This window comes from Actinokineospora sp. NPDC004072 (assembly GCF_053604195.1).
The window spans coordinates 23,356-45,732 of sequence record NZ_JBSGHB010000010.1 but is presented as its reverse complement, the minus strand read 5'-3'; the positions used below and the strand labels follow the sequence as shown (position 1 = coordinate 45,732).

Here is a 22,377-nt window from a genome sequence, read left to right as displayed (position 1 = left end):
TGCGGTGGTGGGGCAGGGCTTCAGCGCGGACACAACGAGCTGGCCTGCCGCCGCAAGTCGACGTGCAGGCGCTCCGTCAGCGCGGTGACACGAATGGACCTCATCACCTGCATCAAACCAGTGGCGCCCGGTTTTCCTTCCCCGCCGAACGGGTGACCGCCGCCACGCCGCCGGTCAGCGCGGCCGGGCCGCCCACAGCGCGGTGACGGAGCTGCCCAGGTCGGCCAGCAGGCGGCGGACCAGCGGCAGGCTGATGCCGATCACGCTGGACGGGTCGCCGTCGATGCCGTCGACGAACCAGCCGCCGAGCGCGTCGAGGGTGAACGCGCCCGCGACCTTCAGCGGCTCGCCGGTGGCGATGTAGGCGTCGACCTCGGCCTGCGTGGGCCGGCCGAAGCGGATGAGCGTGCGCTCGGCCCCGGTGGCGGCCGCGACCACCGCCCCCTCCCGCACCCGCAGGAGGGCGTGGCCGGTCAGCAGCTCGCCGGTGCCGCCCGCCATCCGCGACCAGCGCTCGCGGGCGACCTCCGCGGTCGCGGGCTTGCCCACCAGCTCGCCGTCGAAGTCCAGCATGGAGTCGCAGCCGATGACCAGCGCGTCGGCGAACTCGCCCGCGACCTCCCGGGCCTTGGCCTCGGCCAGGGCGGTGACCACGGCGTCGGGCTCGGCCTCGCCCAGGCGGGCGATGATGGCGTCCTCGTCCACGCCGGACACGCGCACGAGGGGATCGGCGCCCGCAGCGCGCAGGACGTTGAGCCGGGCGGGGGACTGGGAGGCGAGTACGAGCTGCACGGCGGACCAGCCTAGTTGCGCCGGGCCAGCGCGGGCGTGCGCAGGCCGGTCGCGGCGAACATGCCCAGCACCAGCACGATGACCGGCAGCACCAGGGTCGCCTTGGCCGCGTTGGTGAAGCCGAGGTCGAAGGCGGCGGTGGCCAGCTCGCGCACCCGCTCGGCGATCGACGGCGACCAGTCGGCGGGCACGGCCGGGCCCTCGCCGCCGAACTGGCTGGCGGTGTTGGCCGCGGCGCTGATCCGCTCGACGAACTCGTCGGCGTAGCGCGGCGGGAGCAGGCCTGCGTACTCCCGGGCCGCCGCGGGCACCGAGAAGCTCAGGCCCAGCTGGAGCAGCACCCCGGTGGACGCCGAGCCCAGCACGCCGCCGACCTGGCGGGAGGTGTTGAACACCCCGGACGCGGCCCCGGCCAGGTCGGGCGCGACGCCCAGGGTGGCCGCGGCGGTCAGCGGGGAGAAGACCAGGCCGATGCCCACCCCGGCGACGACCAGGCCGGGGATGAGCGCCAGCGGGTCGGTGTCCGGCTCGGCCTGGACGGCCAGCACGACCACGCCCGCGGCCAGCGCGCCCAGCCCGCCGGTCACCAGCGGCCGCGCCCCCACCCGGCCGACCAGCCTGCCCGCGGCGATCGCGGCGATCCCGGCCCCCACCGCCATCGGCGCGCAGAGCAGGCTCGCGGCCAGCGGGTCCATCCCCAGGACGGTCTGCACGTAGATCACCAGCGGCAGGAACAGCCCGGTGGTGGCGAAGCCGAGGGCGGCGTGGGTCAGGTTGGCCGCGCCGAAGACCGGGTTGGCGAACAGCGCGACCGGCAGCAGCGGCGACGGCGTGCGGCGCTGGTGGATGAGGAAGCCGCCGAGCAGCAGCAGCCCCGCGCCGATGATCCCGACGATGCCCGCCGCCCACTGGTAGTGCTGGCCGTTCTGCAGGCCGAAGACGAGCGCGCCCAGCCCGGCCGAGGCCAGCAGGGCGCCGGTGGTGTCGAAGCGGACCCGCCCCTGCGGGCGCCAGTCGGGCAGCATGAGCGCCCCGACGAGCAGACCGGCGACGCCGATGGGCAGGTTGAGCAGGAAGATGGCCTGCCAGCCGACGTGCTGCACGAGCAGCCCGCCCGCGACCGGCCCGGCGATCGTGGCCACCCCCGACACCGCGCCCCAGACGGCGATCGGGGCCGCCCGGCGCTCGGGCGGGAACAGCCGGGAGATGAACGCCAGCGTCTGCGGGGTCATCAGCGCCGCGCCGAGCCCCTGCGCCGCGCGGGCGGCGATCAGCGAGCCCGCCGAGGTCGCCAGCCCGCACCACAGCGACGCGGCCAGGAACAGGCCGAGCCCGACCAGCAGCACCCGCTTGGGCCCGTACCGGTCGCCGAGGCGGCCGGTGACCAGCAGCGGGACGGTGTTGGCCAGCAGGTAGACGCTGTTGACCCAGATGACCTGGTTGAGCGTCGCGTCCAGCCCGGTGAGGATCGCCGGGACGGCCACCGTGACGATGGTCGAGTCCAACATCACCAGGAAGAAGCAGGCGCACAGCGCGGCCAGCCCCACCCACGGCCGTTCCCTCATGCCCTCGCGCCCCTCCCGAGTCCTCCGGCAGGGAGCGTACGGGTCAGTGCGGCAGGCCCGATGCCCGCCAAGCCCCCGGGCCGTGGTCCAGCGGCCTGCGGATCTGGGGGACGCGCGCGGCCCACGGCGACGCGGGCGGCCGCTCCCCCTCGTCGCCGCCAGCCGCCGCCAGCAGCAGCACGGCGGTCAGGGCGGCCAGCTCCTCGTCGGTCGGGTTGCCGCGCTCGACCCGGAACGCGGGCTCCTCCGCGGCGCTCACAGCGGGATGTTCCCGTGCTTCTTGGGCGGCAGGCTCTCCCGCTTGTCGCTGAGCATGCGCAGCGCCCGGGCGACGTAGCCGCGGGTGTGCGAGGGCGGGATCACCGAGTCGACGTAGCCGCGCTCGGCGGCGACGTACGGGTTGAGCAGCGCCTCCTCGTACTCGCGGTCCAGCTTGGCCCGCAGCGCGTCGACGTCCTCCCCGGCCTCCAGCGCAGCCTGGAGCGTGCGCCGGTGCAGGATGTTGGACGCCCCGGAGGCGCCCATGACCGCGATCTGGGCGGTCGGCCAGGCCAGGTTCACGTCCGCACCGAGGTGCTTGGACCCCATGACGTCGTACGCGCCGCCGTACGCCTTGCGGGTGATGACGGTGACCAGCGGGACGGTGGCCTCGGCGTAGGCGTAGATCAGCTTGGCGCCGCGGCGGATGATGCCGCCGAACTCCTGGTCGGTGCCGGGCAGGAAGCCGGGCACGTCCACGAAGGTCAGCACCGGGATGTTGAAGGCGTCGCAGGTCCGCACGAACCGCGCGGCCTTCTCCGATGCGTCGATGTCCAGGCAGCCCGCGAACTGGGTCGGCTGGTTGGCCACCACGCCCACGCTGCGGCCCTCGACCCGGCCGAAGCCGACGATGATGTTCGGGGCGAACATCGGGTGCACTTCCAGGAACTCGCCCTCGTCCACCACGCGGGTGATGACCTCGTGCATGTCGTAGGGCTGGTTGGCCGAGTCCGGGATCAGCGCGTCCAGTTCGAGGTCGCTGGCCTGCACGTTCTCGGCGACCGAGCCGTCCTCGGCGAAGCCGGGGAAGACGGGGGCGTCGGAGAGGTTGTTGGAGGGCAGGAAGCTCAGCAGCTCCTTGACGTAGGAGATCGCGTCCTCCTCGTCGGCGCCCATGTAGTGCGCGACGCCGGACTTGGTGTTGTGCGTGCGGGCGCCGCCCAGCTCCTCCAGCGTCACCTCCTCGCCCGTGACGGTCTTGACCACGTCGGGGCCGGTGATGAACATCTGCGAGGTCTTGTCGACCATCACGATGAAGTCGGTGAGCGCGGGCGAGTAGACGTGCCCGCCCGCGTTGGCCCCCATGATCAGCGAGATCTGCGGGATGACGCCGGAGGCGCGGACGTTGCGGGCGAAGATCTCGCCGTAGAGGCCGAGGGAGACCACGCCCTCCTGGATGCGCGCCCCGCCGCCCTCGTTGATGCCGATGATCGGACGACCGGTCTTGATGGCCAGGTCCATCACCTTGACGATCTTCTCGCCGTACACCTGGCCGAGCGACCCGCCGAAGACGGTGACGTCCTGGCTGAACACGCACACCGGCCGCCCGTCGACGGTGCCGTAGCCGGTGACCACGCCGTCGCCGTAGGGGCGGTTCTTCTCCAGGCCGAAGTTGGTCGAGCGGTGCCGGGCCAGCTCGTCGAGCTCGACGAACGACCCGGGGTCGAGCAGCATGTCGATCCGCTCGCGGGCGGTCATCTTGCCCTTGGCGTGCTGCTTCTCCACCGCACGCGCGGAGCCCGCGTGCACGGCCTCCTCGTAGCGGCGGTAGAGGTCCGCCAGCTTGCCCGCCGTGGTGTGCGGATCCGGCTCCTCGTCCCGCACCTGTCCGATCGGCTCGGTCGCGCTGCTCATGGGAGGACACCCTAGCGACGCCAAACCGTTTCGGCCCTTAGGCGTAGCTCACATCACCGGGTGGTGCGCACCCCCGCCGCGCACTTCCTCGATTCCGCTGACAACCGCGCTTGACCTCCAGCGCGGTGGAGGTTGGAAGGTGGGCGCGCCCGGCGGACCGCTCACCGCTCCGACCGGCCGCCGGGCACCGGGAGCTCTACGCTGGGCGGCATGGCCGCTCTCGACGCCGACGCCCTGCGCGCCGCCCTGGTCGACCCCGACGGGCCCTACGCGGCCCTCGACGTCGTGCCCACGACCGGCTCCACCAACGCCGACCTGATGGCCAGGGCCGCCGAGGCCGACGACCGGACGGTGCTCATCGCCGAGGAGCAGACCGACGGGCGCGGGCGGCGGGGGCGGGAGTGGGTCTCGCCGCCGGAGTCGGGCCTCTACGTCTCGGTCCTGCTGCGCCCCGACGGCGTGCCCGCGGCCCGCTTCGGCGCGCTGTCGCTGGTCGCCGGGGTCGCGCTGATCCGCACCGCGCGGCACATGGGGGTGATGGCCGCGCTCAAGTGGCCCAACGACCTGCTCATCGGGGCATCGATGGCCAAGGCGGCTGGCATCCTCGCCGAGGTCGCCGTCGGGGAGCCGCCCGCGGTCGTGGTCGGGATCGGGGTCAACGTCGGGCGGCTGCCCCGCGACGTGCCCGCCGGGCCGGGCGGCCTGCCCGCCACCTCCTTCCAGCAGGAGGGCGCCACCGCCGACCGGGCCGAGGTCGCCGTCGCGCTGCTGCGCTGCTTCGCCGAGGTCGAGCGCTCCTGGCGCGGCGCTGGCGGGGACCTGGCCACCTCCGGGCTGCTCGCCGAGTACCGCGCCAACTGCGCCACCCTGGGCCAGCGGGTCCGGGTCGAGCTGCCGGAGAACTCCGCCCGCCAGGGCCTGGCCGTCGAGGTCGACGGGGACGGGCAGCTCGTGGTCGACGTGGACGGCACGGCGCGGACGATCTCCGCGGGCGACGTCGTCCACCTGCGCGCCCTGGCCTAGTACGGTTACCTCCGTCAAGGCGTGAACGGAGGGACCACCGTGGCCTACCCCGACGACCTGCTCAGCGACGGCGAAGTCGTCGTGATCCACAAGCACCCGCACTGGAAGATGCTGCTGGTGCCCTACCTGGCCCTGGTCGTCGTGCTCGGCCTGGGCATCTGGGGGGCCGTCCTGGTCCAGGACCTGTCCTGGGCGACCATCGCCTGGATCATCATCGGCGCGGTCGCGCTGGTCCTCATCGTCTGGCTGTTCTTCGTCCCGTTCGTCCGCTGGCGCACGACCCACTTCATCGTGACCACCGACCGGGTGATGGCCCGGGAGGGCGTGGTCAACCGGACCGGGATCGACATCCCGCTGCGGCGCATCTCCAGCGTCCGCTTCGAGCACGGCATCATCGACCGGATCGTGGGCTGCGGGACGCTGATCATCGAGTCCAGCGCGCAGGAGCCGCTGGAGTTCGACGACATCCCGAACGTGGAGAAGGTGCACACGCTGCTCTACCGCGAGGTCAACGACAACCCGCACGACGACTTCCGGGCGATCGATGGGCGCGCGTGAGGTCGGACTCCCCCAGGTGGTGCCGGGGGACCTCCCCGAGCGGGTGACCATCTGGGAGGTCGGGGCGCGCGACGGGCTGCAGAACGAGCAGGCGGTCGTCCCCGTCGACGTCAAGGTCGAGTTCCTGGCCCGGCTGGCCGACGCCGGGCTGACCACGCTGGAGGCCACCAGCTTCGTGCACCCCAAGTGGGTGCCCCAGCTCGCCGACGCCGCCGAGGTCCTGGCCGCGCTGTCGCCTGTGGACGGTGTGCGCTACCCGGTGCTGGTGCCCAACGAGAAGGGCCTCGACCGGGCGCTGGCCGCGGGCGTGCGGCACATCGCCATCTTCGGCAGCGCCACCGAGACCTTCGCCCGGCGCAACCTCAACCGCGCCCTCGACGAGCAGTTCGCCATGTTCGAGCCGGTCGTGGCCAGGGCGGTCGCCGAGGGCGTCGACGTGCGCGCCTACGTGTCGATGTGCTTCGGCGACCCGTGGGAGGGCCCGGTCCAGCCCGCCCAGGTCGCCGCGGTCGGCGCGCGGCTGATGGCGATGGGGTGCTCGCAGCTGTCCCTCGGCGACACGATCGGGGTGGCCACCCCGGGCCACGTCGAAGCGGTGGTCGCCGCGGTGACCGGGGCCGGTGTCCCGGTCGATGCGGTGGCCGTGCACTTCCACGACACCTACGGCCAGGCGCTGTCGAACACCCTGGCCGCGCTGCGCCTCGGGGTGACCACAGTGGACTCCAGCGCAGGCGGGCTCGGCGGCTGCCCCTACGCCGAGTCCGCGACCGGCAACCTGGCCACCGAGGACCTGGTGTGGATGCTCGACGGCCTGGGCATCCAGACCGGTGTCGACCTCGACAAGCTGGCCGACACCAGCGCCTGGATGGCGACGCGGCTGGGGCGCCCCAGCCCGTCGCGGGTGGTCCGCGCGCTGCGCGGGTGAGCGGTTACGACCAGCGGTGCGCGACGTCGACGACGATGCGCGAGCCGCTGCCGGGGCCGTCCAGGACGAACGCCCGGAACGGCAGCCGGGCGCGCACGCCCAGCCCGATGGTGGTCTGGCCCTCGAACGAGCCCGCCCACGCCACCTGGCGGAAGGTGTCCCACCCGGTGACGTCGACCAGCTCGCGGCGGTTGGCCGGGGTGTAGGTCGGGTTGCCCGCGCTGTCGTAGGCGGGCGCGATGGCCACGACCTGCAGCTTCGCCCCGCCGCGCAGCGGGACGACCTGGCCGGAGCCGTCCTCGGTCACCTCGTCGACGTACTCGACGCGGAACCCGTCGGCCCCCGGCGCGCGGACGTCGAGCACCAGGCGGTCCCAGCACTCGTGCCTGCCGCCGCGCACGCCGGTGAGCGCGCCGGTCTCGGTGGGCGCCGCCGCCTTGGGCAGCGACCCCCAGGAGAGCCCGCAGTAGCCCTCCGTCGCCGTCGCGGAGGACGTGCCGACCACCGCGAGCGCCGCGGCCGCGCCGATGGCCGCCACGGCGGCGGCGGCGCGTCTGGCCCAGGTACCTCGCATCACAATCCCCTCCCTGGGATTGATGGGAGCGTGACTGCTGTCACGTAGGAGGAGACGTGCGGGGGCCGCGCCGGTTGTCAGCTGGTGGGGGCGGGCCCGATTCCGTTGCACGGCCGTGTCCTGAGGTCGGCCACGTAGTCGCTGGGCGCGCCCGCCGCCTCGGCGGCGTCGGCGATCACCCCGAGGTAGCGCGCCGAGGGCAGGCCGCCCTCGTAGTCGTTGAGGACGTAGAGCCAGGCCAGCACCGAGCCCTCCATCGTCTGCACCCGCAGCCTGATCTTGGAGTGCAGGCCCATCTCGGCGCCTTCCCACTGGTCCAGGTTGTTCTCGTCGTCCTCGACCACGTCGTAGATGACGACGAAGACCTGGGAGCCGGGGTCCTCGACGATGGTGGCGAGCGCGCCCTCCCAGCCGAGGTCCTCCCCGCCGAAGGTCAGGCGCCAGCCGACCAGCCACCCGGCGCCCACCATCGGCGAGTGCGGGGCGCGCTTCATCATCTGGGCCGGGTCCATGTTCGACCCGTAGGCGGCGTAGAGCGGCACGCCGGACAGCCTAGCGAGTGCGAGCGGTGCGGGCAGGCGGGCGCGCGGGTTGGCGTTCGGGCCCGGTGCGCGCCCGCCTAGGCTGTGAGCGGACGCGACCAGCATGGAGGGCCTTGTGACCAGCATCGTGATCATGGGTGGAGGACCGGCGGGCTACGAGGCCGCCCTGGTCGCCGCGCAGCACGGGGCCGAGGTCACCGTGGTCGAGCGCGACGGCCTGGGTGGGGCGTGCGTGCTCTACGACTGCGTCCCGTCCAAGACCTTCATCGCCTCGGCGGCGGCCCGCTCGGCCTTCCGCGACGCCGACGAGCTGGGCATCGGCACCGACGACGTGGACTCCACCGTGCACCTGCCGGTCGTGCGCGGCCGGGTGCGCGGCCTGGCGCTGGCCCAGTCGGCCGACATCCGCAACCGGCTCCAGCGCGAGGGCATCCGGCTGCTGACCGGCACCGCCCGGTTCTGCGACGACCGGGCGGGCATGGCCGCCCACCGGGTGGCCGTGACCGGCCCGGACGGGGCCACCGACGTGCTCGACGCCGACGTCGTGCTGGTCGCCACGGGCGCGACGCCGCGGGTCATCCCGGGCGCGGAGCCCGACGGCAAGCGGGTGCTGGACTGGCGGCAGATCTACGACCTGGAGGAGTTGCCCGAGCACCTGGTGGTGGTCGGCTCCGGGGTGACCGGGGCGGAGTTCGCCTCGGCGTTCATCGAGATGGGCGTCAAGGTCACCGTGATCTCCAGCCGGGACCGGGTGCTGCCGCACGAGGACGCCGACGCCGCCGTCGTGCTGGAGGACGTCTTCGCCGAGCGCGGGACGACGCTGGTCAAGCACGCCCGGGCCGAGCGCATCGACCGGGACGACAGCGGCGTGGTCGTGCACCTCAAGGGCGGGGAGACGGTGCGGGCCAGCCACGCGCTGATGACCGTGGGCTCGGTGCCGAACACGACCGACATCGGGCTGGAGCGGGTGGGCATCACCCCCGGACCGGGCGGGTTCATCCCGGTCGACCGGGTGTCGCGGACCTCGGTGCCCGGCGTCTACGCCGCGGGCGACTGCACCGGCGTGCTGATGCTGGCGTCGGTGGCCGCCATGCAGGGCCGCATCGCCATGTGGCACGCCCTGGGCGAGGGCGTCGCGCCGATCAAGCTCAAGACGGTCGCGGCGAATGTCTTCACCCACCCGGAGATCGCCACCGTCGGCATCAGCCAGCAGGCCATCGACTCCGGCGAGGTGCCCGCGCGCACCATCATGCTCCCGCTGGCCACCAACGCCAGGGCGAAGATGGAGGGCCTGCGCCGCGGCTTCGTCAAGCTGTTCTGCCGCCCGGCGACCGGCGTGGTGATCGGCGGGGTGATCGTGGCCCCGAGCGCCAGCGAGCTGATCCTGCCGATCGCGCTGGCGGTGCAGAACCAGCTGACCGTGGACGACCTCGCGCTGACGTTCTCGGTGTACCCCTCGCTGTCGGGCTCGATCACCGAGGCCGGGCGCAGGCTCATGCGCCACGACGACCTGGACTGACGCCGGTGGCGGGAGCTTGATCGAGAATTCGCCCGGTCGAGCGATGGCGTTGTCGATCAAGCCGGTAGCGTGACCCGGTGCGTGATCGATACATCACAAGGATGGGTGAAGGCGCTCAACGACCTTCCCCGCAACTGGCGGTTGCCGGTACCCCTGATCCAACCGATCAGTGATGGAGGCGAACATGTCCCGTCGCACCGAATGCCCCGAATGCCTCGGCTCCGGCCTCGCCCCGAACCGCAAGGACTTCTGCCGCCGCTGCGGCGGCATCGGCCAGGTCCCCCGGCTGCGCGCGGCGCGCCAGCGCTGCCCGGGCGCCGCTTGAGGCAGCGCGGCGCCCCCGCAGGGCGCGACTGCGGGGGCGTCGCGGGCGAGGGTGGTCAGTCCTCGTCATCCAGCCAGTCGAAGGTGCGGGTCACCGCCTTCTTCCACTTGCGGTACGTGCGCTCGCGCTGGTCGTCGGACAGCTCGGGCGTCCACTCCTTGTCCTTGGCCCAGTTGTTGCGGATGTCCTCCTCGGAGGACCAGAAGCCCACGGCCAGGCCCGCCGCGTAGGCAGCGCCGAGGGCCGTGGTCTCGGCGACCACCGGGCGGATGACCGGCACGCCGAGGATGTCGGCCTGGAACTGCATCAGCAGCTCGTTGGCCACCATGCCGCCGTCGACCTTCAGCGCGGTCAGCGGGACGCCGGAGTCGGCGTTCATCGCGTCGATGACCTCGCGGGTCTGGAAGGCGGTGGCCTCCAGGACCGCCCGCGCCAGGTGGCCGCGGGTGACGAACCGGGTCAGGCCGAGGATCGCGCCGCGGGCGTCGGAGCGCCAGTAGGGGGCGAACAGCCCGGAGAAGGCGGGGACGAAGTAGCAGCCGCCGTTGTCCTCGACCTGCCGCGCGTGCTCCTCGATCTCCGCGGCGCTGGAGATCATGCCCAGGTTGTCCCTTATCCACTGCACCAGCGACCCGGTGACCGCGATCGAGCCCTCCAGGGCGTAGACCGGGTCGCTGGAGCCGATCTTGTAGCAGACCGTGGTGAGCAGGCCGTTCTCGCTCATCACCTGCTCGGTGCCGGTGTTGAGGAGCACGAAGTTGCCGGTGCCGTAGGTGTTCTTGGCCTCGCCCGGGGACAGGCACGCCTGGCCGAAGGTCGCCGCCTGCTGGTCGCCGAGGATGCCCGCGATCGGCACCCCGGCCAGCGCGGCGCGCTCGCGGACCTTGCCGTACACCTCCGACGACGAGCGGATCTGCGGCAGCATCGACAGCGGCACGCCCATCTCCGCGGCGATGTCGGCGTCCCAGTCCAGTGTGGACAGGTCCATCAGCAGCGTGCGCGATGCGTTGGTCGGGTCGGTGATGTGCACCCCGCCGTCGACGCCGCCGGTCAGGTTCCACAGCACCCAGGTGTCCATGTTGCCGAAGAGCAGGTCGCCCGCCTCGGCGCGCTCGCGGGCGCCGTCCACGTTGTCCAGGATCCAGCGGATCTTCGGGCCGGAGAAGTACGTCGCCAGCGGCAGGCCCGTCTTCGCCCGGTACCGCTCCTGGCCGCCGCCGAGCGCGCCGAGGGAGGCGGCGATGCGGTCGGTGCGGGTGTCCTGCCAGACGATGGCGTTGTAGACCGGCTCGCCGGTGCGCCGGTCCCACACCAGCGCGGTCTCGCGCTGGTTGGTGATGCCCACGGCGGCGATGTCGGTCAGGTGCAGGTCCGACTTGGCCAGCGCGCCCGCGGCGACCGCGCGGGTGTTCTCCCACACCTCCCTGGGGTCGTGCTCGACCCACCCGGCGCGCGGGAAGATCTGCTTGTGCTCGCGCTGATCGATCGCGACCACCTGCCCGTCGTGGGAGAAGATCATGCACCGGGTGGACGTGGTGCCCTGATCAATCGCCGCCACGTACTTCGTCATGCGTGCCGCCTTTCTCGTCAGCCGGGCAGGATCTGCGTCAGGAGCCCGGCCAGCACCGCCCCGACCAGCGGGCCGACGACGGGCACCCAGGAGTACCCCCAGTCGGCGCCCGCCTTGCCGCGGATCGGCAGCACCGCGTACGCCAGCCGGGGGCCGAGGTCGCGGGCGGGGTTGATGGCGTAGCCGGTCGGGCCGCCGAGCGAGTTGCCGATGCCGACGACGACGAACATGACCGCGGCGTACCCGAGCGCGGAGTTGCCGAAGTTCGGCACACCGCTGCCGTCGGCGGTGATGGTCGGGGAGGTCAGGATCCACAGCACGAGGATGAACGTGCCGATGACCTCCGTGAGCGTGTTCCAGGGCTTGTTGGGCACCGTGGGCGAGGTGCAGAAGATCCCGCGCGTGTTCTGCGGTTCGTCGTGGGTGTCGAACTGGAGCTTGTAGGCCGCCCAGGCCAGCACCGCGCCGATGAACGCCCCGACGAGCTGCCCGATGAAGTAGGCGGGCACCGCCGACCACTCCAGGTCGCCCGCGGCCAGCAGCCCGACGGTCACCGCGGGGTTGATGTGCGCCCCGGTCGGCGCGGCGATGCTGGCGCCGACGAAGACCGCGAACCCCCAGCCGAAGTTGACCAGCAGCCAGCCGCCGTTGAAGCCCAACGACCGGCGCAGCACGGTGTTGGCCACGACGCCGCAGCCGAGCAGGGTCAGCGCCGCGGTGCCCAGCAGCTCCCAGAGCAGGATTTCGCCGAAGTCGAGGTCCACGCCGGTCTCCCCTCACGTGGTGGGCGGGCTCCCGCGCGGGCGAGGCGTCGGTGCCTACCCTGAGTGATCTCGGACGCTACCTCTCGACGCACGAGCTGTAAATCCCACCGCCCCCGCCCGCCGCGCGCAGGTCGAGCCGGGAGCCCGGCGCGGCGGTAGCGTGGGACGCGGAGACGATGCGGAGGTGGCGACGTGGGCGGGCAACACTCCACAGCGGACCGGTTCGGCGGCGTGCTCGGGCCCGCGGAGCGGGAGCGGGCCTGGGCGGAGCTGGCGCAGCGGCGCTTCGACGTGGTGGTCGTCGGCGGCGGGGTCGTGGGGACCGGGACCGCGCTGGACGCCGCGACGCGCGGGCTGCGGGTGGCGCTGGTGGAGGCGCGCGACCTGGCGTCGGGGACGTCCAGCCGCTCCAGCAAGCTGTTCCACGGCGGGCTGCGCTATCTGGAGCAGCTGGAGTTCGGCCTGGTCCGGGAAGCGCTGCGCGAGCGCGAGCTGATGCTCACCCGGCTCGCGCCGCACCTGGTCAAGCCGGTCAGCTTCCTCTACCCGCTGACCAACCGCATCTGGGAGCGGCCGTACACCGCGGCGGGCCTGTTCCTCTACGACACGATGGGCGGCGCCCGCAGCGTGCCCGGCCAGAAGCACCTGACCAGGGCGGGCGCGCTGCGGCTGGTGCCCGCGCTCAAGCGCGACGCGCTCATCGGCGGCATCCGCTACTTCGACGCCCAGGCCGACGACGCCCGCCACACCATGACCGTCGCCCGCACCGCCGCGCACTACGGGGCCGTGGTGCGCACGTCCACCCAGGTCGTCGGCTTCCTCAGGGAGGCCGACCGGGTGACCGGGGTGCGCGTGCGCGACGTGGAGGACGGCCGGGAGGCCGACGTGCGCGCCGAGGTGGTGATCAACTGCACCGGGGTGTGGACCGGCGAGCTGCAGCGGGTCTCCGGCAGCCGCGGCCGGTTCCGGGTGCGGGCGAGCAAGGGCGTGCACATCGTCGTCCCGCGCGACCGGATCATCGCCGAGTCGGGGCTGATCCTGCGCACGGAGAAGTCGGTGCTGTTCGTGATCCCGTGGCGCAACCACTGGATCGTGGGCACCACCGACACCGACTGGAACCTCGACCTGGCGCACCCGGCCGCGACGCGCGGCGACATCGACTACATCCTCGACCACGTGAACACCGTGCTGGCCCGCCCGCTGACCCACGACGACATCGAGGGCGTGTACGCGGGCCTGCGGCCGCTGCTGGCCGGGGAGAGCGAGGAGACCTCCAAGCTCTCCCGCGAGCACGCCGTGGCCCGGGTGGCCCCCGGCCTGATCGCGATCGCGGGCGGCAAGTACACGACCTACCGGGTGATGGCGGCCGACGCGGTGGACGCCGCCGCGGTCGACCTGCCGGGCAGGCTGCAGCCCAGCATCACCGACCAGGTCCCGCTGCTGGGCGCGGACGGCTACCACGCGCTGGTCAACCAGGCCGACCTGCTGGCCGCCCGGCACGGCCTGCACCCCTACCGCGTCCGCCACCTGCTCGACCGCTACGGCTCGCTGCTGCACGAGGTCCTCGCCCTCGCCCAGGACCGGCCCGACCTGCTCAAGCCCCTAGAGGGCGCCCCGGACTACCTGCGCGTGGAGGCGGTCTACGCCGCCAGCCACGAGGGCGCGCTGCACCTGGAGGACGTCCTGGCCCGCCGCACCCGGGTGAGCATCGAGTACCCCCACCGCGGCGTGGAGACCGCCCGCGAGGCCGCCGACCTGGTGGGCGAGGTCCTGGGCTGGGACGAGGCGACCCGCGAGCGCGAGGTGGCGCTCTACCTGGCCAGGGTGGAAGCCGAACGCGCCTCGCAGACCCAATCCGACGACGAGGCCGCCGACGCCAGCCGCGTCGCGGCCCCCGAAGCCCGCGCAGGCCTGGTCGAACCGCTCTGACCGCGGCTCAGGGTCGGGGTGGGATGGGCAGGCGGAGGACGAGTTCGTCGTCGTCCACCTCGCCGGTGGGGTGGAAGCCGAGGGAGCGGTAGAAGGGCAGGGGTTCGCCGTCGCCCGGGACGTAGCTGGTGACCAGTTCGGTCGCGCCTGCGTCGCGGATGAGGTCGACGACCAGGGCGAGGGCGGCGCTGCCGTGGCCCTTGCCCTGGTGGCGGTGGTCGACCAGCAGGCGCCAGAGGAAGAACGGGCCGAGGAAGCCGCGGTCCGGCGGGACGTCCCAGCTGAGCATCACGAAGCCGACCGGCTCGTCGCCCGCGTAGATCGCGCGGTACCAGGGGTTGGCGCCGGGGTTGGCGGCGGCGTCGGCGAAGGACTTGGCGACCGAGGCGACGAAGCGCTCCTGGTCGGGGCGCACGCGCAGGGCGGTGACGGCCTCCCGGTTGTCCTCAGTGATCTCCCGCAGGCTGATCATCGGCTCCCCCGTAGCGCTTGTGCGATTCGACGGTCTGCGCGATCCGGCGCAGCGCCAGCAGGGCGGTGTCGCCCAGCAGCGTCCCGACCACGACGCTCTCCAGCATCCGGTCGACGTCCATCCCGGTGACGTAGTCCAGGTCGGCCGCCGCGATGGCCCGGCACGCCCGACCGTACGCCACCAGGTTCGGCACGAGGTCGTGGCCCAGGTCGCGGGCGGCGGCGACGACCGCGGCCAGCGTGCGCACCGACGGGTGCCCGCAGGCGTCCTCCCAGCCGAGTTCGGCCAGCACGCCCTCGGCCACCGCGAGCGCGTCCGGGTCGACCTCGTCGGGGGCGTTGATCAGGCTCTTGGAGACCTGGCCCATCAGGTGGTCGCGGTCGTCGTCGGGGGCGTCGACGGCGGCCACGATCTCCCCGACGGTGGCCAGCGACAGCCCGCCCAAGTCGACCATGGCCCGGATAAGACGGAGCCTGCGGACGTGCGACTCGTCGTAGCGGGCCTGGTTGCGACCGGTGCGCTCACCCGCGGGGAGAACGCCTTCGCGCAGGTAGAACTTGATCGTCGGGACCGGGACGCCGCTGACCCGGCTCAACTCGGCGATGCGCACGCCGCTCCTCCTCCGGGCACTCCAGGGTTGCCCCCACCGAATGGATAGGGTAACTATCGACAGTAGAGAGTTCCGCTATCCATCTGTCACAGGGGCCCCACGATGCGCACCGCCTTAGCCGCTTGGAACCGTCCGTTCATCGTCTTCACCGTAGTCATGACCGCCGTCGCCGCCGTCTCCGCAGGTGGCCTGCTCGTCGACGACCGGGTGCTCGTCGGCGCGCCCATCTGGCTCAAGCCGCTGAAGTTCGCGCTGTCGTTCATGCTCTACGGCCTCGCATGGGCCTGGCTCATCTCCTTGCTGCCCAAGCGCTCCCGGGTCCTGTCGGCGGCATCGGCGGTCATCATCGCCACGGCGGCGATCGAGATGGGCATCCTGCTCACCCAGACCATCCGCGGCCGGGAGAGCCACTTCAACAGCACCACCGAGCTCGACGGCGCGCTGTTCGAGCTGATGGGCCTGACGATCATCGTCTTCTGGGTGGCCACGCTGGTCGCCTCGGTCGTCATCGGCGCCCGCCGGATCGCCCCGCGCCCGGAGAACCTGGCCATCCGGCTGGGCCTGGGCATCTCGCTGGTCGGCATGCTGCTCGGCGTGCCGATGACCACCCGCGACAGCCTGCGCGAGGGCTTCTCCGGCACCCACTCCGTCGGCGTGGTGGAGGGCGGCCCCGGCATGCCGCTGACGGCGTGGAGCACCACCGGCGGCGACCTGCGCATCCCGCACTTCGTCGGCCTGCACGCCCTGCAGGTCCTGCCGCTGGTCGCGCTCGCGCTGGCCGTGCTGGCCGCCCGGCACGCCGTGCTGCGCGCCGAGGAGGTCCGCTACCGGATGGTGTGGACGGCGGGCGTCGTCTACTGCGGCCTGATCGCCCTGGTCACCTGGCAGGCGTTCCGCGGGCAGCCGCTGCTGTCCCCGGACTGGCTGACCCTGGCGGGCCTGGCCGTCCTCATCGGCGCGGGCGCGGCGGGGGTCTCCTGGGCGCGGTCGGCGCGGGAGCTGGTGGCCGCGTGACGTCCCTGCTGTTCGACCTCGCCTTCTACGTCACCGTCCCGTTCTGGGCGCTGATGATCTTCGCGCCGCGCTGGTCGGTGACCCAGCGCGTGGTGGCCAGCCCGTGGATCGTGCTGCCCGGCGTGCTCATCTGGATCGTCCTGGCCGTCCCGATCTTCCCGGAGCTGTGGTCTGCGGTGTCGAGCCCGTCGCTCGACGGCCTCAAGGACCTGCTCGCCGACGACCGGGCGGTCGCGCTGCTGTGGGCGCAGATCCTGGCCTGGGACCTGTTCCTCGGCCGCTGGGTCTACCGGGAGTCGCGCAGGCTGGACCTGCACCCGCTGCTGATGGGGCCGCTGCTGGCGGCGCTGATCCTGCTCTCACCGCTGGTGCTGCCGGTGTTCCTGGCGTTGCGCGCACGGCGCAGGGCCGCCGCGTAGGCTCGCCGCCGTGACCGACATCGAGACTGACCCCCTGGGTGCTGCCGCCCTCGCGGCGCGGGAACTGGCCGAGCGGACCGGGATCGAGCGCCACGACCTGGCGCTGGTCCTGGGCTCGGGCTGGCGCCCGGCCGCCGACGTCCTCGGCGAGCCCACCGCCGAGCTCCCGCTGGCCGAGCTGCCGGGCTTCCTCGCCCCGACCGTGGCCGGGCACGGCGGCACCGTCCGCTCGGTCGACGTCGACGGGCGCAAGGTCCTGGTCACCCTCGGCCGCACGCACCTGTACGAGGGCGTCCACATGAGCCGCGTCGTGCACGGCGTGCGGACGGTCGCGGCGGCGGGGGCCAAGACGGTCATCCTGACCAACGCCGCGGGCTGCCTGATGCCGGAGGCGCGGATCGGCCAGCCGGTGCTGATCAGCGACCACATCAACATGACCGCCCGCTCCCCGCTGGTCGGGGCCGAGTTCGTCGACCTGACCGACCTCTACTCCCCCCGCCTGCGGGCGCTGGCCAAGGAGATCGATCCGACGCTGGTCGAGGGCGTCTACGCCGGGCTGCCCGGCCCGCACTTCGAGACCCCGGCGGAGATCCGGATGCTGCGCGGCTGGGGGGCCGACCTGGTCGGCATGTCCACGGTGCTGGAGGCGATCGCCGCCCGCGCGCTGGGCGTGGAGGTCTTCGGCCTGTCGATGGTGACCAACCTGGCCGCGGGCATGACCGGCGAGCCGCTGGACCACCTGGAGGTGCTGGAGGCGGGCCGCCGCTCGGCGACCGCGCTCGGCGGGTTCCTCCGCGAGCTGATCGCCCGCTCATGAGGCTGACGCCGGAGCTGCGCGACCGCGCCTTCCGCTGGATCGCCGACGACCCGTCCGAGGCCGACCGGGCGCAGCTGCAGGCCGTGCTGGCCGCGGCGATGGGCGGCAGCGCCGAGGCGGCGGCCGAGCTGGCCGACCGGATGGCCGGGCCGCTCACCTTCGGCACCGCTGGCCTGCGCGGTCCGGTCCGGGCCGGTCCCAACGGGATGAACCGCGCCGTCGTGATCCGCACGACGGCGGGGCTGGCCGCCTGGCTCACCCGGCAGGGGCTGTCCGGGACCGTCGTGGTCGGCCGCGACGCCCGGCACGGCTCGGTCGAGTTCGCCGCCGACGCCGCCGCGGTGCTGGCCGCGGCGGGCTTCGCGGTGCGGGTGCTGCCCGGCCCGCTGCCGACCCCGGTGCTGGCCTTCGCGGTCCGGCGGCTCGGGGCGGTGGCCGGGGTGCAGATCACCGCGTCGCACAACCCGCCTGCGGACAACGGGTACAAGCTCTACCTGGGCGACGGCACCCAGATCGTGCCGCCTGCCGACCGGGAGATCGAGGCGGCCATCGCCGCGGCGCCCGCCGCGGTCTCGATCCCGCGCGCGCCCGAAGCGGTGTCCACCGTGGACATGCTCGACGAGTACCTGGACCGCGTGGTCACCCTGCCCCGCGGCACCGCGCGCACGCTGCGCGTGGTCGCCACCGCGCTGCACGGCGTCGGCGCGGGCCCGCTGTCGCTGGCCCTGCACCGCGCCGGGTTCACCGACGTGGCGCTGGTGGCCGAGCAGACCGAGCCCGACCCGGACTTCCCCACCGTCGGCTTCCCCAACCCGGAGGAGCCGGGCGCGACAGACCTGCTGCTGGCCAGGGCCGCCGAGGTGGGCGCGGACCTGGCCATCGCGCTCGACCCCGACGCCGACCGCTGCGCGCTGGGCGTGCCCGGCCCGCAGGGCTGGCGCATGCTCACCGGCGACGAGACCGGCGCGCTCCTGGGCGCCCACCTGCTCGCCGACGCGCCGCCGGACGCCCTGGTCGCCAACACGATCGTGTCGTCGTCGCTGCTGGAGTCCATCGCCCGCGCCCGCGGCGTCCGCTACGACGCCACCCTGACCGGCTTCAAGTGGCTGGTCCGCGCGGGCGACGGCCGCGGCACCGGTCTGGTCTACGCCTACGAGGAAGCTCTCGGCCACTGCTGCGACCCCGACCACGTCCGGGACAAGGACGGCATCTCCGCCGCCGTGCTGGCCTGCGACCTCGCCGCCACCCTGAAGGCGGCGGGCCGCACGCTCACCGACGCCCTCGACGACCTCGCCCGCGAGCACGGCCTGCACCTGACCCGTCAGGTGTCGATCCGGGTGACCGACCTGGCCCGCATCGGCGCGCTGATGGCCGCCCTGCGGGCCGAGCCGCCCACCGCCCTCGGCGGGACCGCGGTCACCGCCGAGGACCTCCTGCCCGCCGCCGACGTGCTCCGCTTCCGCGGCGACGGCCTGCGGGTGGTCGTCCGGCCCTCGGGCACCGAGCCGAAGGTGAAGGCCTACCTGGAGGTCGTCGCCCCGCACGACCGCGCCGACGAGGCGCACGAGCGGATGGCGGCCCTGGTCGCGGAGATGTCCGAGCGGCTGGCCTAGAGCCCCAGCGCGGCCGCGGCCAGCCGGGTGCCGCGCACCCGCGCGTCGATCTTGGCGAAGGCCAGGTCGCGCGAGGTCGACGTGTCGTCGGCGAACGGGGAGAAGCCGCAGTCGTCGCAGGTGCCGAGCTGGTCGACGGGGATGTGCCGGGCCGCGGCCAGGACCCGGTCGCGGACCTCCTCCGGGGTCTCGACGGTGGGCGAGATCGGGTCGGTCACGCCGACGAACACCCGGATGCCGGGGCGCAGGTTGTCGGCGATGACCTGCAGCACCCGCTCGGGGTCGGCCTCGCTGGCGAGCTGGACGTAGAAGTTGCCCGCCTTGAGCCCGAACAGCTTGGGCAGCAGCTCGGCGTAGTCGACGTCGGCGCTGTGCGTGGAGTCGTGGTCGCCGCCCGGGCAGGTGTGCACGCCGATGCGGGCGCGCTCGTCCTCGCTGAACCGGCCGAGGACCTCGTTGTTGAGGTCGATGAAGGCGTCGAGCACGCCGCCGCTGGGGTCGAGCTTGAGCGAGAGCCGCCCCTCGGTGAAGTCGAGCTGCACCGCGTGCGCCCCCGCCGCGAGGCAGCCGCGGATGTCGGCCTCGGCCTCGTCGGCCAGGTCGGCCAGGAACGCCTCGCGGGGGTAGCCGTCGATGCCGTCCGGCGGGTAGAGCAGGCTGAGCGCCGACGGGGCGATGACGGCCTGCTTGACCGGCCGGTCGGTGAGGGCCATCGCGGCGCGCAGGTAGGTCTCCGCGCGCGTGCGGTACCGGAAGGGCCCGGCGGTCAGGCACGGGAGCTGGCGGGTGTGGCCGTCGGCGAAGGGGATGACCACCCCGCTCGGGTCGAGGGAGTCCAGGCCCGCCAGCGGGTAGGTGAGGAAGCTGGGCTTGCTCTGCTCGCCGTCGACGAGCACCGGGCAGTCCAGCTTCTCCAGCTGGGCCAGGGTGTCCGCCGTGGCCTCCTGCTGCAGGCGGGCGAGGTCGGCGTCCCCGCGGGACAGCGCCTCCTGCAAGGCCCGGGGGCGGGGGATGCTGCCGATCGGCTCGGTGGGAATGATCATGGTGCGGACGCTAGGGCCGCGCCGGCCCGGGGGGCAGGGCGCCGGTCCAACACTGCCCGATCGCAGCAGGATGTTGACCCGAACGAGCTACCTGCCACGCAACGACCCGGCAGGCGCGCGCGCCGCCGTCCCTAAGCTGGCCGCATGCCGACGCTGCTGATCGTGCACCACACGCCGTCGCCCGCGCTGCAGGCGATGTTCGAGGCCGTCGTCGCAGGCGCGTCCGACCCGGAGCTGGCGGGCGTCACCGTGGTGCGCAGGGCCGCCTTGGCGGCGACCGCCGTCGACCTGCTGGCCGCCGACGGCGTGGTGGTCGGCACGCCCGCGAACATCGGCTACATGAGCGGGGCGCTCAAGCACTTCTTCGACACCGTGTACTACCCCACCCTCGACCAGGGCCGCGGGCTGCCGTTCGGCTGCTACGTCCACGGCAACGAAGGCGTCGAGGGCGCGGTCGCCAGCGTCGAGCGGATCGCGGGCGGGCTGGGCTGGAAGCGGGTGTTCGAGCCGGTCACCGTGCTCGGGACGCCGACCAAGGACGACATCGAGCGCTGCTGGGAGCTGGGCGCGACGGTGGCCGCCGGGCTGCTCTAGCGGCCGGTCACGGTCCGAAGGGGACGCGGCACGCAGCGAACCGGGAGAAACGGACAGGCCCGCGGGAGCGATGTGGGCAGCGACGTCCCGCGTTCCCCACGAAAGAGGTAGTCCCGCATGCCCAAGCGCGCCCGGGTGGCCGCCGCCATCACCCTGGCCACGGCAGCCGCCGTGGCCATCGCGCCGCCCGCCGCGGCAGCGCACCCCATCACGTTCGCGCCGCGGGTCGACTACCCGACGGGCAACCACCCGGAGTCCGTGCTCTCCGCAGACCTCAACGGCGACGGCAGACCCGACATCATCACCGCGGACCGCTACCAGTACGAGCTGAGCATCCTGCTGGGCGCCGGCGGCGGCGCGTTCGGCTCGGCCGCGTCGGTCTACCCGGGCCCCGAGCCCACCGGCCTGGCGGCGGCGGACTTCAACGGCGACGGCAAGGCCGACCTGGCCGTGACCACGACCGGCGAGGTGTCGGTGCTGCTGGGCAACGGCGACGGGACCTTCGCCCAGCGCGCCGGCTACCCGGTCGCGGGCGGCGCGGAGGGCATCGCCGCGGGCGACCTGGACGACGACGGCGACGCCGACGTGGTCATCTCCCGGCCCGAGGGCATCACCGTGCTGCTCGGCGCGGGCGACGGCACCCTCGCGGCCGGGACCGACCTGCCGGGCGGGGGCTACTCGCGCGGGATCGTCCTGGCCGACCTCGACGGCGACGGTGCCACCGACATCGCCACCGCGGGCTTCTCCAGCGGCACCGCGTCGGTCTACAAGGGCGCGGGCGATGGCACCTTCGCCGCGCCGCTGGCGTTCCCGGCGGGCACCAACCCGATCGACATCGCCGTGGGCGACTTCGACCGCGACGGCGTGCTCGACCTGGCGACGGCCGACCACGGCAGCGGGACGGTCACCGTGCTGTCCGGCCCGTCGTACGCCGCCCCGGTCGCCATCGCGGTCGGCCCGAACCCCTACGGCGTCGCGGTGGCCGACCTCGACGGCGACGGCGACGCCGACCTGGCCGCCACCGTCGCGGGCGCGGACTCGGTGGCCGTGCTGGGCAACGGCGACGGCACCTTCACCCCGGCGACCACGCTGGGCGTCAACACCTGGCCGACCGAGATCCACGCCGCCGACCTCGACGTCGACGGCCGCATCGACCTGGTGACCACGAACCGGCACGCCGACGGCATCTCGGTGCTGCTCAACCGCACCGCGCCGCCGGTGCCCGCCGCGGCCGACGTGTCGGTGAAGCTGACCGCGCGGCCGTACATCGGGCTGTTCGTCTCCGAGGTCAACTACACCCTGACCATCCGCAACTCCGGCCCCGACGCCCTGGAGTCCGGCGCGGTCACCCTGGCGATCCCGCGCAACGTCCGGATCAAGCCGGGCGCGGGCTGCACGGTCGCCGAGTCCGTCCTGTCCTGCTCGACCGGCCCCCTGGCCGTGGACGGCGCGGTGACCCGCAAGTTCTCCTCCCCGGTGAACCCGTTCGCAGTCACCACGACCAAGCTCACCGCCGAGCGCACCACGAGCACCCCAGCCGACCCCAACCCGGCCAACGACAAGTCGTCGGTGGAGTGCGCCGCCTTCGGCATCATCCTGGTCTCCTGCCGCTGACCTCCCGACGCCCGCCCTCGCGCAACCGCTGGTTGCCCGGGGGCGGGCTTTCGTCTCCCAAGCCTCCCGGCGAACTGGCGAGGGGCGCCCGCGCCGACGTCGCCCCGATCAAGGTCACCGTCGAGTATGGACATTTCACCGTACGGGAGATCAACAGCAGTCGGGTCGCGCTCGCGTTGGGGGTCCCTACGTCCGAGTGGTT

At 73.4% G+C, this 22,377-nt stretch carries 24 protein-coding genes; 12 read left to right on the top strand and 12 right to left on the bottom strand.

Annotated elements, in window-relative coordinates; genetic code table 11:
- Positions 1–20: 20 nt before the first annotated feature.
- The 5 genes from ACWEPX_RS16935 to ACWEPX_RS16915 all read right to left on the bottom strand — a co-directional run bounded on the left by ACWEPX_RS16935 (position 21) and on the right by ACWEPX_RS16915 (position 4,250).
- Positions 21–104 carry a putative leader peptide gene (locus ACWEPX_RS16935; RefSeq protein WP_451898326.1) on the bottom strand — a complete coding sequence of 28 codons (84 nt, stop codon included), beginning with the start codon at positions 102–104 and terminating at the stop codon, positions 21–23.
- Positions 105–174: 70 nt separating this feature from the next.
- A complete protein-coding gene (locus ACWEPX_RS16930; protein ID WP_451898104.1) occupies positions 175–792 on the bottom strand; it encodes a Maf family protein in 618 nt (205 codons plus the stop codon).
- An 11-nt stretch (positions 793–803) separates the two neighbouring features.
- The gene (locus tag ACWEPX_RS16925; RefSeq protein WP_451898103.1) at positions 804–2,357 is read right to left on the bottom strand and encodes a DHA2 family efflux MFS transporter permease subunit; all 1,554 of its coding nucleotides are present in this window, start codon (positions 2,355–2,357) and stop codon (positions 804–806) included.
- Between the two features lie 43 nt (positions 2,358–2,400).
- Positions 2,401–2,616, bottom strand: coding sequence for an acyl-CoA carboxylase subunit epsilon (locus ACWEPX_RS16920; protein ID WP_451898102.1), 216 nt, complete (start codon positions 2,614–2,616; stop codon positions 2,401–2,403).
- Positions 2,613–4,250: an acyl-CoA carboxylase subunit beta gene (locus ACWEPX_RS16915; protein WP_451898101.1), complete on the bottom strand. Its 1,638-nt coding sequence runs from the start codon at positions 4,248–4,250 to the stop codon at positions 2,613–2,615. The genes ACWEPX_RS16920 and ACWEPX_RS16915 overlap by 4 nt, the downstream gene beginning before the upstream one ends.
- A gap of 201 nt (positions 4,251–4,451) precedes the next feature.
- Here ACWEPX_RS16915 and ACWEPX_RS16910 point away from each other — a divergent pair, with 201 nt between their 5' ends.
- Genes ACWEPX_RS16910 through ACWEPX_RS16900 form a run of 3 tightly spaced genes read left to right on the top strand, consistent with a single transcriptional unit; the run spans position 4,452 to position 6,756 of the window.
- The gene (locus ACWEPX_RS16910) at positions 4,452–5,273 is read left to right on the top strand and encodes a biotin--[acetyl-CoA-carboxylase] ligase (RefSeq protein WP_451898325.1); all 822 of its coding nucleotides are present in this window, start codon (positions 4,452–4,454) and stop codon (positions 5,271–5,273) included.
- A 39-nt stretch (positions 5,274–5,312) separates the two neighbouring features.
- Positions 5,313–5,831: a PH domain-containing protein gene (locus ACWEPX_RS16905; protein WP_451898324.1), complete on the top strand. Its 519-nt coding sequence runs from the start codon at positions 5,313–5,315 to the stop codon at positions 5,829–5,831.
- Positions 5,818–6,756 carry a hydroxymethylglutaryl-CoA lyase gene (locus tag ACWEPX_RS16900; RefSeq protein WP_451898100.1) on the top strand — a complete coding sequence of 313 codons (939 nt, stop codon included), beginning with the start codon at positions 5,818–5,820 and terminating at the stop codon, positions 6,754–6,756. The genes ACWEPX_RS16905 and ACWEPX_RS16900 overlap by 14 nt, the downstream gene beginning before the upstream one ends.
- Positions 6,757–6,760: 4 nt before the next feature.
- On the opposite strand, the gene ACWEPX_RS16895 is transcribed toward ACWEPX_RS16900, so the two are convergent.
- Together ACWEPX_RS16895 and ACWEPX_RS16890 are read right to left on the bottom strand one after the other, a co-directional pair.
- Complete coding sequence (locus ACWEPX_RS16895) at positions 6,761–7,330, bottom strand: AMIN-like domain-containing (lipo)protein (protein WP_451898099.1); 570 nt, start codon at positions 7,328–7,330, stop codon at positions 6,761–6,763.
- 77 nt (positions 7,331–7,407) lie between these two features.
- Positions 7,408–7,872: a gamma-glutamylcyclotransferase gene (locus ACWEPX_RS16890; protein ID WP_451898098.1), complete on the bottom strand. Its 465-nt coding sequence runs from the start codon at positions 7,870–7,872 to the stop codon at positions 7,408–7,410.
- 115 nt (positions 7,873–7,987) lie between these two features.
- On the opposite strand from ACWEPX_RS16890, the gene ACWEPX_RS16885 reads away from it, so the two are divergent.
- Together ACWEPX_RS16885 and ACWEPX_RS16880 are read left to right on the top strand one after the other, a co-directional pair.
- Positions 7,988–9,391 (top strand): NAD(P)H-quinone dehydrogenase, encoded by a 1,404-nt coding sequence (locus tag ACWEPX_RS16885; protein ID WP_451898097.1) that lies wholly within the window; start codon positions 7,988–7,990, stop codon positions 9,389–9,391.
- A gap of 184 nt (positions 9,392–9,575) precedes the next feature.
- Positions 9,576–9,716 (top strand): hypothetical protein, encoded by a 141-nt coding sequence (locus ACWEPX_RS16880; protein WP_451898096.1) that lies wholly within the window; start codon positions 9,576–9,578, stop codon positions 9,714–9,716.
- 55 nt (positions 9,717–9,771) lie between these two features.
- Here the strand turns inward: ACWEPX_RS16880 and glpK are convergent, their stop codons facing one another.
- Together glpK and ACWEPX_RS16870 are read right to left on the bottom strand one after the other, a co-directional pair.
- The gene (glpK, locus tag ACWEPX_RS16875; protein WP_451898095.1) at positions 9,772–11,286 is read right to left on the bottom strand and encodes a glycerol kinase GlpK; all 1,515 of its coding nucleotides are present in this window, start codon (positions 11,284–11,286) and stop codon (positions 9,772–9,774) included.
- A 17-nt stretch (positions 11,287–11,303) separates the two neighbouring features.
- Positions 11,304–12,050 (bottom strand): MIP/aquaporin family protein, encoded by a 747-nt coding sequence (locus tag ACWEPX_RS16870; protein WP_451898094.1) that lies wholly within the window; start codon positions 12,048–12,050, stop codon positions 11,304–11,306.
- A 192-nt stretch (positions 12,051–12,242) separates the two neighbouring features.
- Here ACWEPX_RS16870 and ACWEPX_RS16865 point away from each other — a divergent pair, with 192 nt between their 5' ends.
- Positions 12,243–13,979, top strand: a complete 1,737-nt coding sequence (locus ACWEPX_RS16865; protein WP_451898093.1) for a glycerol-3-phosphate dehydrogenase/oxidase — start codon at positions 12,243–12,245, stop codon at positions 13,977–13,979.
- Positions 13,980–13,986: 7 nt separating this feature from the next.
- Here the strand turns inward: ACWEPX_RS16865 and ACWEPX_RS16860 are convergent, their stop codons facing one another.
- Together ACWEPX_RS16860 and ACWEPX_RS16855 are read right to left on the bottom strand one after the other, a co-directional pair.
- Complete coding sequence (locus ACWEPX_RS16860; protein WP_451898092.1) at positions 13,987–14,451, bottom strand: GNAT family N-acetyltransferase; 465 nt, start codon at positions 14,449–14,451, stop codon at positions 13,987–13,989.
- A complete protein-coding gene (locus ACWEPX_RS16855) occupies positions 14,426–15,061 on the bottom strand; it encodes a MerR family transcriptional regulator (protein WP_451898091.1) in 636 nt (211 codons plus the stop codon). The genes ACWEPX_RS16860 and ACWEPX_RS16855 overlap by 26 nt, the downstream gene beginning before the upstream one ends.
- Before the next feature lie 102 nt (positions 15,062–15,163).
- On the opposite strand from ACWEPX_RS16855, the gene ACWEPX_RS16850 reads away from it, so the two are divergent.
- From ACWEPX_RS16850 to ACWEPX_RS16835, 4 genes are read left to right on the top strand one after another with little or no spacing between them, the layout of a single operon-like run.
- Complete coding sequence (locus ACWEPX_RS16850) at positions 15,164–16,075, top strand: hypothetical protein (protein WP_451898090.1); 912 nt, start codon at positions 15,164–15,166, stop codon at positions 16,073–16,075.
- Positions 16,072–16,494 (top strand): ABA4-like family protein, encoded by a 423-nt coding sequence (locus ACWEPX_RS16845; RefSeq protein ID WP_451898089.1) that lies wholly within the window; start codon positions 16,072–16,074, stop codon positions 16,492–16,494. The genes ACWEPX_RS16850 and ACWEPX_RS16845 overlap by 4 nt, the downstream gene beginning before the upstream one ends.
- Positions 16,495–16,504: 10 nt before the next feature.
- Complete coding sequence (locus tag ACWEPX_RS16840; protein WP_451898088.1) at positions 16,505–17,311, top strand: purine-nucleoside phosphorylase; 807 nt, start codon at positions 16,505–16,507, stop codon at positions 17,309–17,311.
- Positions 17,308–18,924, top strand: a complete 1,617-nt coding sequence (locus ACWEPX_RS16835; protein ID WP_451898087.1) for a phospho-sugar mutase — start codon at positions 17,308–17,310, stop codon at positions 18,922–18,924. Before ACWEPX_RS16840 ends, ACWEPX_RS16835 begins: the two co-directional genes overlap by 4 nt.
- On the opposite strand, the gene ACWEPX_RS16830 is transcribed toward ACWEPX_RS16835, so the two are convergent.
- Entirely contained in the window at positions 18,921–19,967 is a 1,047-nt protein-coding gene (locus ACWEPX_RS16830; RefSeq protein WP_451898086.1) for a cobalamin-independent methionine synthase II family protein, read from the bottom strand. The two genes, ACWEPX_RS16835 and ACWEPX_RS16830, sit on opposite strands and share 4 nt — an antisense overlap.
- A 144-nt stretch (positions 19,968–20,111) precedes the next feature.
- Between ACWEPX_RS16830 and ACWEPX_RS16825 the strand changes: the two genes are divergently transcribed.
- The gene (locus tag ACWEPX_RS16825) at positions 20,112–20,561 is read left to right on the top strand and encodes a flavodoxin family protein (RefSeq protein ID WP_451898085.1); all 450 of its coding nucleotides are present in this window, start codon (positions 20,112–20,114) and stop codon (positions 20,559–20,561) included.
- A gap of 117 nt (positions 20,562–20,678) precedes the next feature.
- Positions 20,679–22,175 (top strand): FG-GAP-like repeat-containing protein, encoded by a 1,497-nt coding sequence (locus ACWEPX_RS16820; protein ID WP_451898084.1) that lies wholly within the window; start codon positions 20,679–20,681, stop codon positions 22,173–22,175.
- The last annotated feature ends 202 nt before the right edge of the window (positions 22,176–22,377 follow it).

Coding starts and splice junctions, on each gene's coding strand:
- ACWEPX_RS16935 (WP_451898326.1), bottom strand. CDS start 104: ATGAGGTCCATTCGTGTCACCGCGCTGACGGAGCGCCTGCACGTCGAC.
- ACWEPX_RS16925 (WP_451898103.1), bottom strand. CDS start 2,357: ATGAGGGAACGGCCGTGGGTGGGGCTGGCCGCGCTGTGCGCCTGCTTC.
- ACWEPX_RS16915 (WP_451898101.1), bottom strand. CDS start 4,250: ATGAGCAGCGCGACCGAGCCGATCGGACAGGTGCGGGACGAGGAGCCG.
- ACWEPX_RS16900 (WP_451898100.1), top strand. CDS start 5,818: ATGGGCGCGCGTGAGGTCGGACTCCCCCAGGTGGTGCCGGGGGACCTC.
- ACWEPX_RS16895 (WP_451898099.1), bottom strand. CDS start 7,330: ATGCGAGGTACCTGGGCCAGACGCGCCGCCGCCGCCGTGGCGGCCATC.
- ACWEPX_RS16880 (WP_451898096.1), top strand. CDS start 9,576: ATGTCCCGTCGCACCGAATGCCCCGAATGCCTCGGCTCCGGCCTCGCC.
- glpK (WP_451898095.1), bottom strand. CDS start 11,286: ATGACGAAGTACGTGGCGGCGATTGATCAGGGCACCACGTCCACCCGG.
- ACWEPX_RS16860 (WP_451898092.1), bottom strand. CDS start 14,451: ATGATCAGCCTGCGGGAGATCACTGAGGACAACCGGGAGGCCGTCACC.
- ACWEPX_RS16850 (WP_451898090.1), top strand. CDS start 15,164: ATGCGCACCGCCTTAGCCGCTTGGAACCGTCCGTTCATCGTCTTCACC.
- ACWEPX_RS16835 (WP_451898087.1), top strand. CDS start 17,308: ATGAGGCTGACGCCGGAGCTGCGCGACCGCGCCTTCCGCTGGATCGCC.
- ACWEPX_RS16830 (WP_451898086.1), bottom strand. CDS start 19,967: ATGATCATTCCCACCGAGCCGATCGGCAGCATCCCCCGCCCCCGGGCC.
- ACWEPX_RS16825 (WP_451898085.1), top strand. CDS start 20,112: ATGCCGACGCTGCTGATCGTGCACCACACGCCGTCGCCCGCGCTGCAG.
- ACWEPX_RS16820 (WP_451898084.1), top strand. CDS start 20,679: ATGCCCAAGCGCGCCCGGGTGGCCGCCGCCATCACCCTGGCCACGGCA.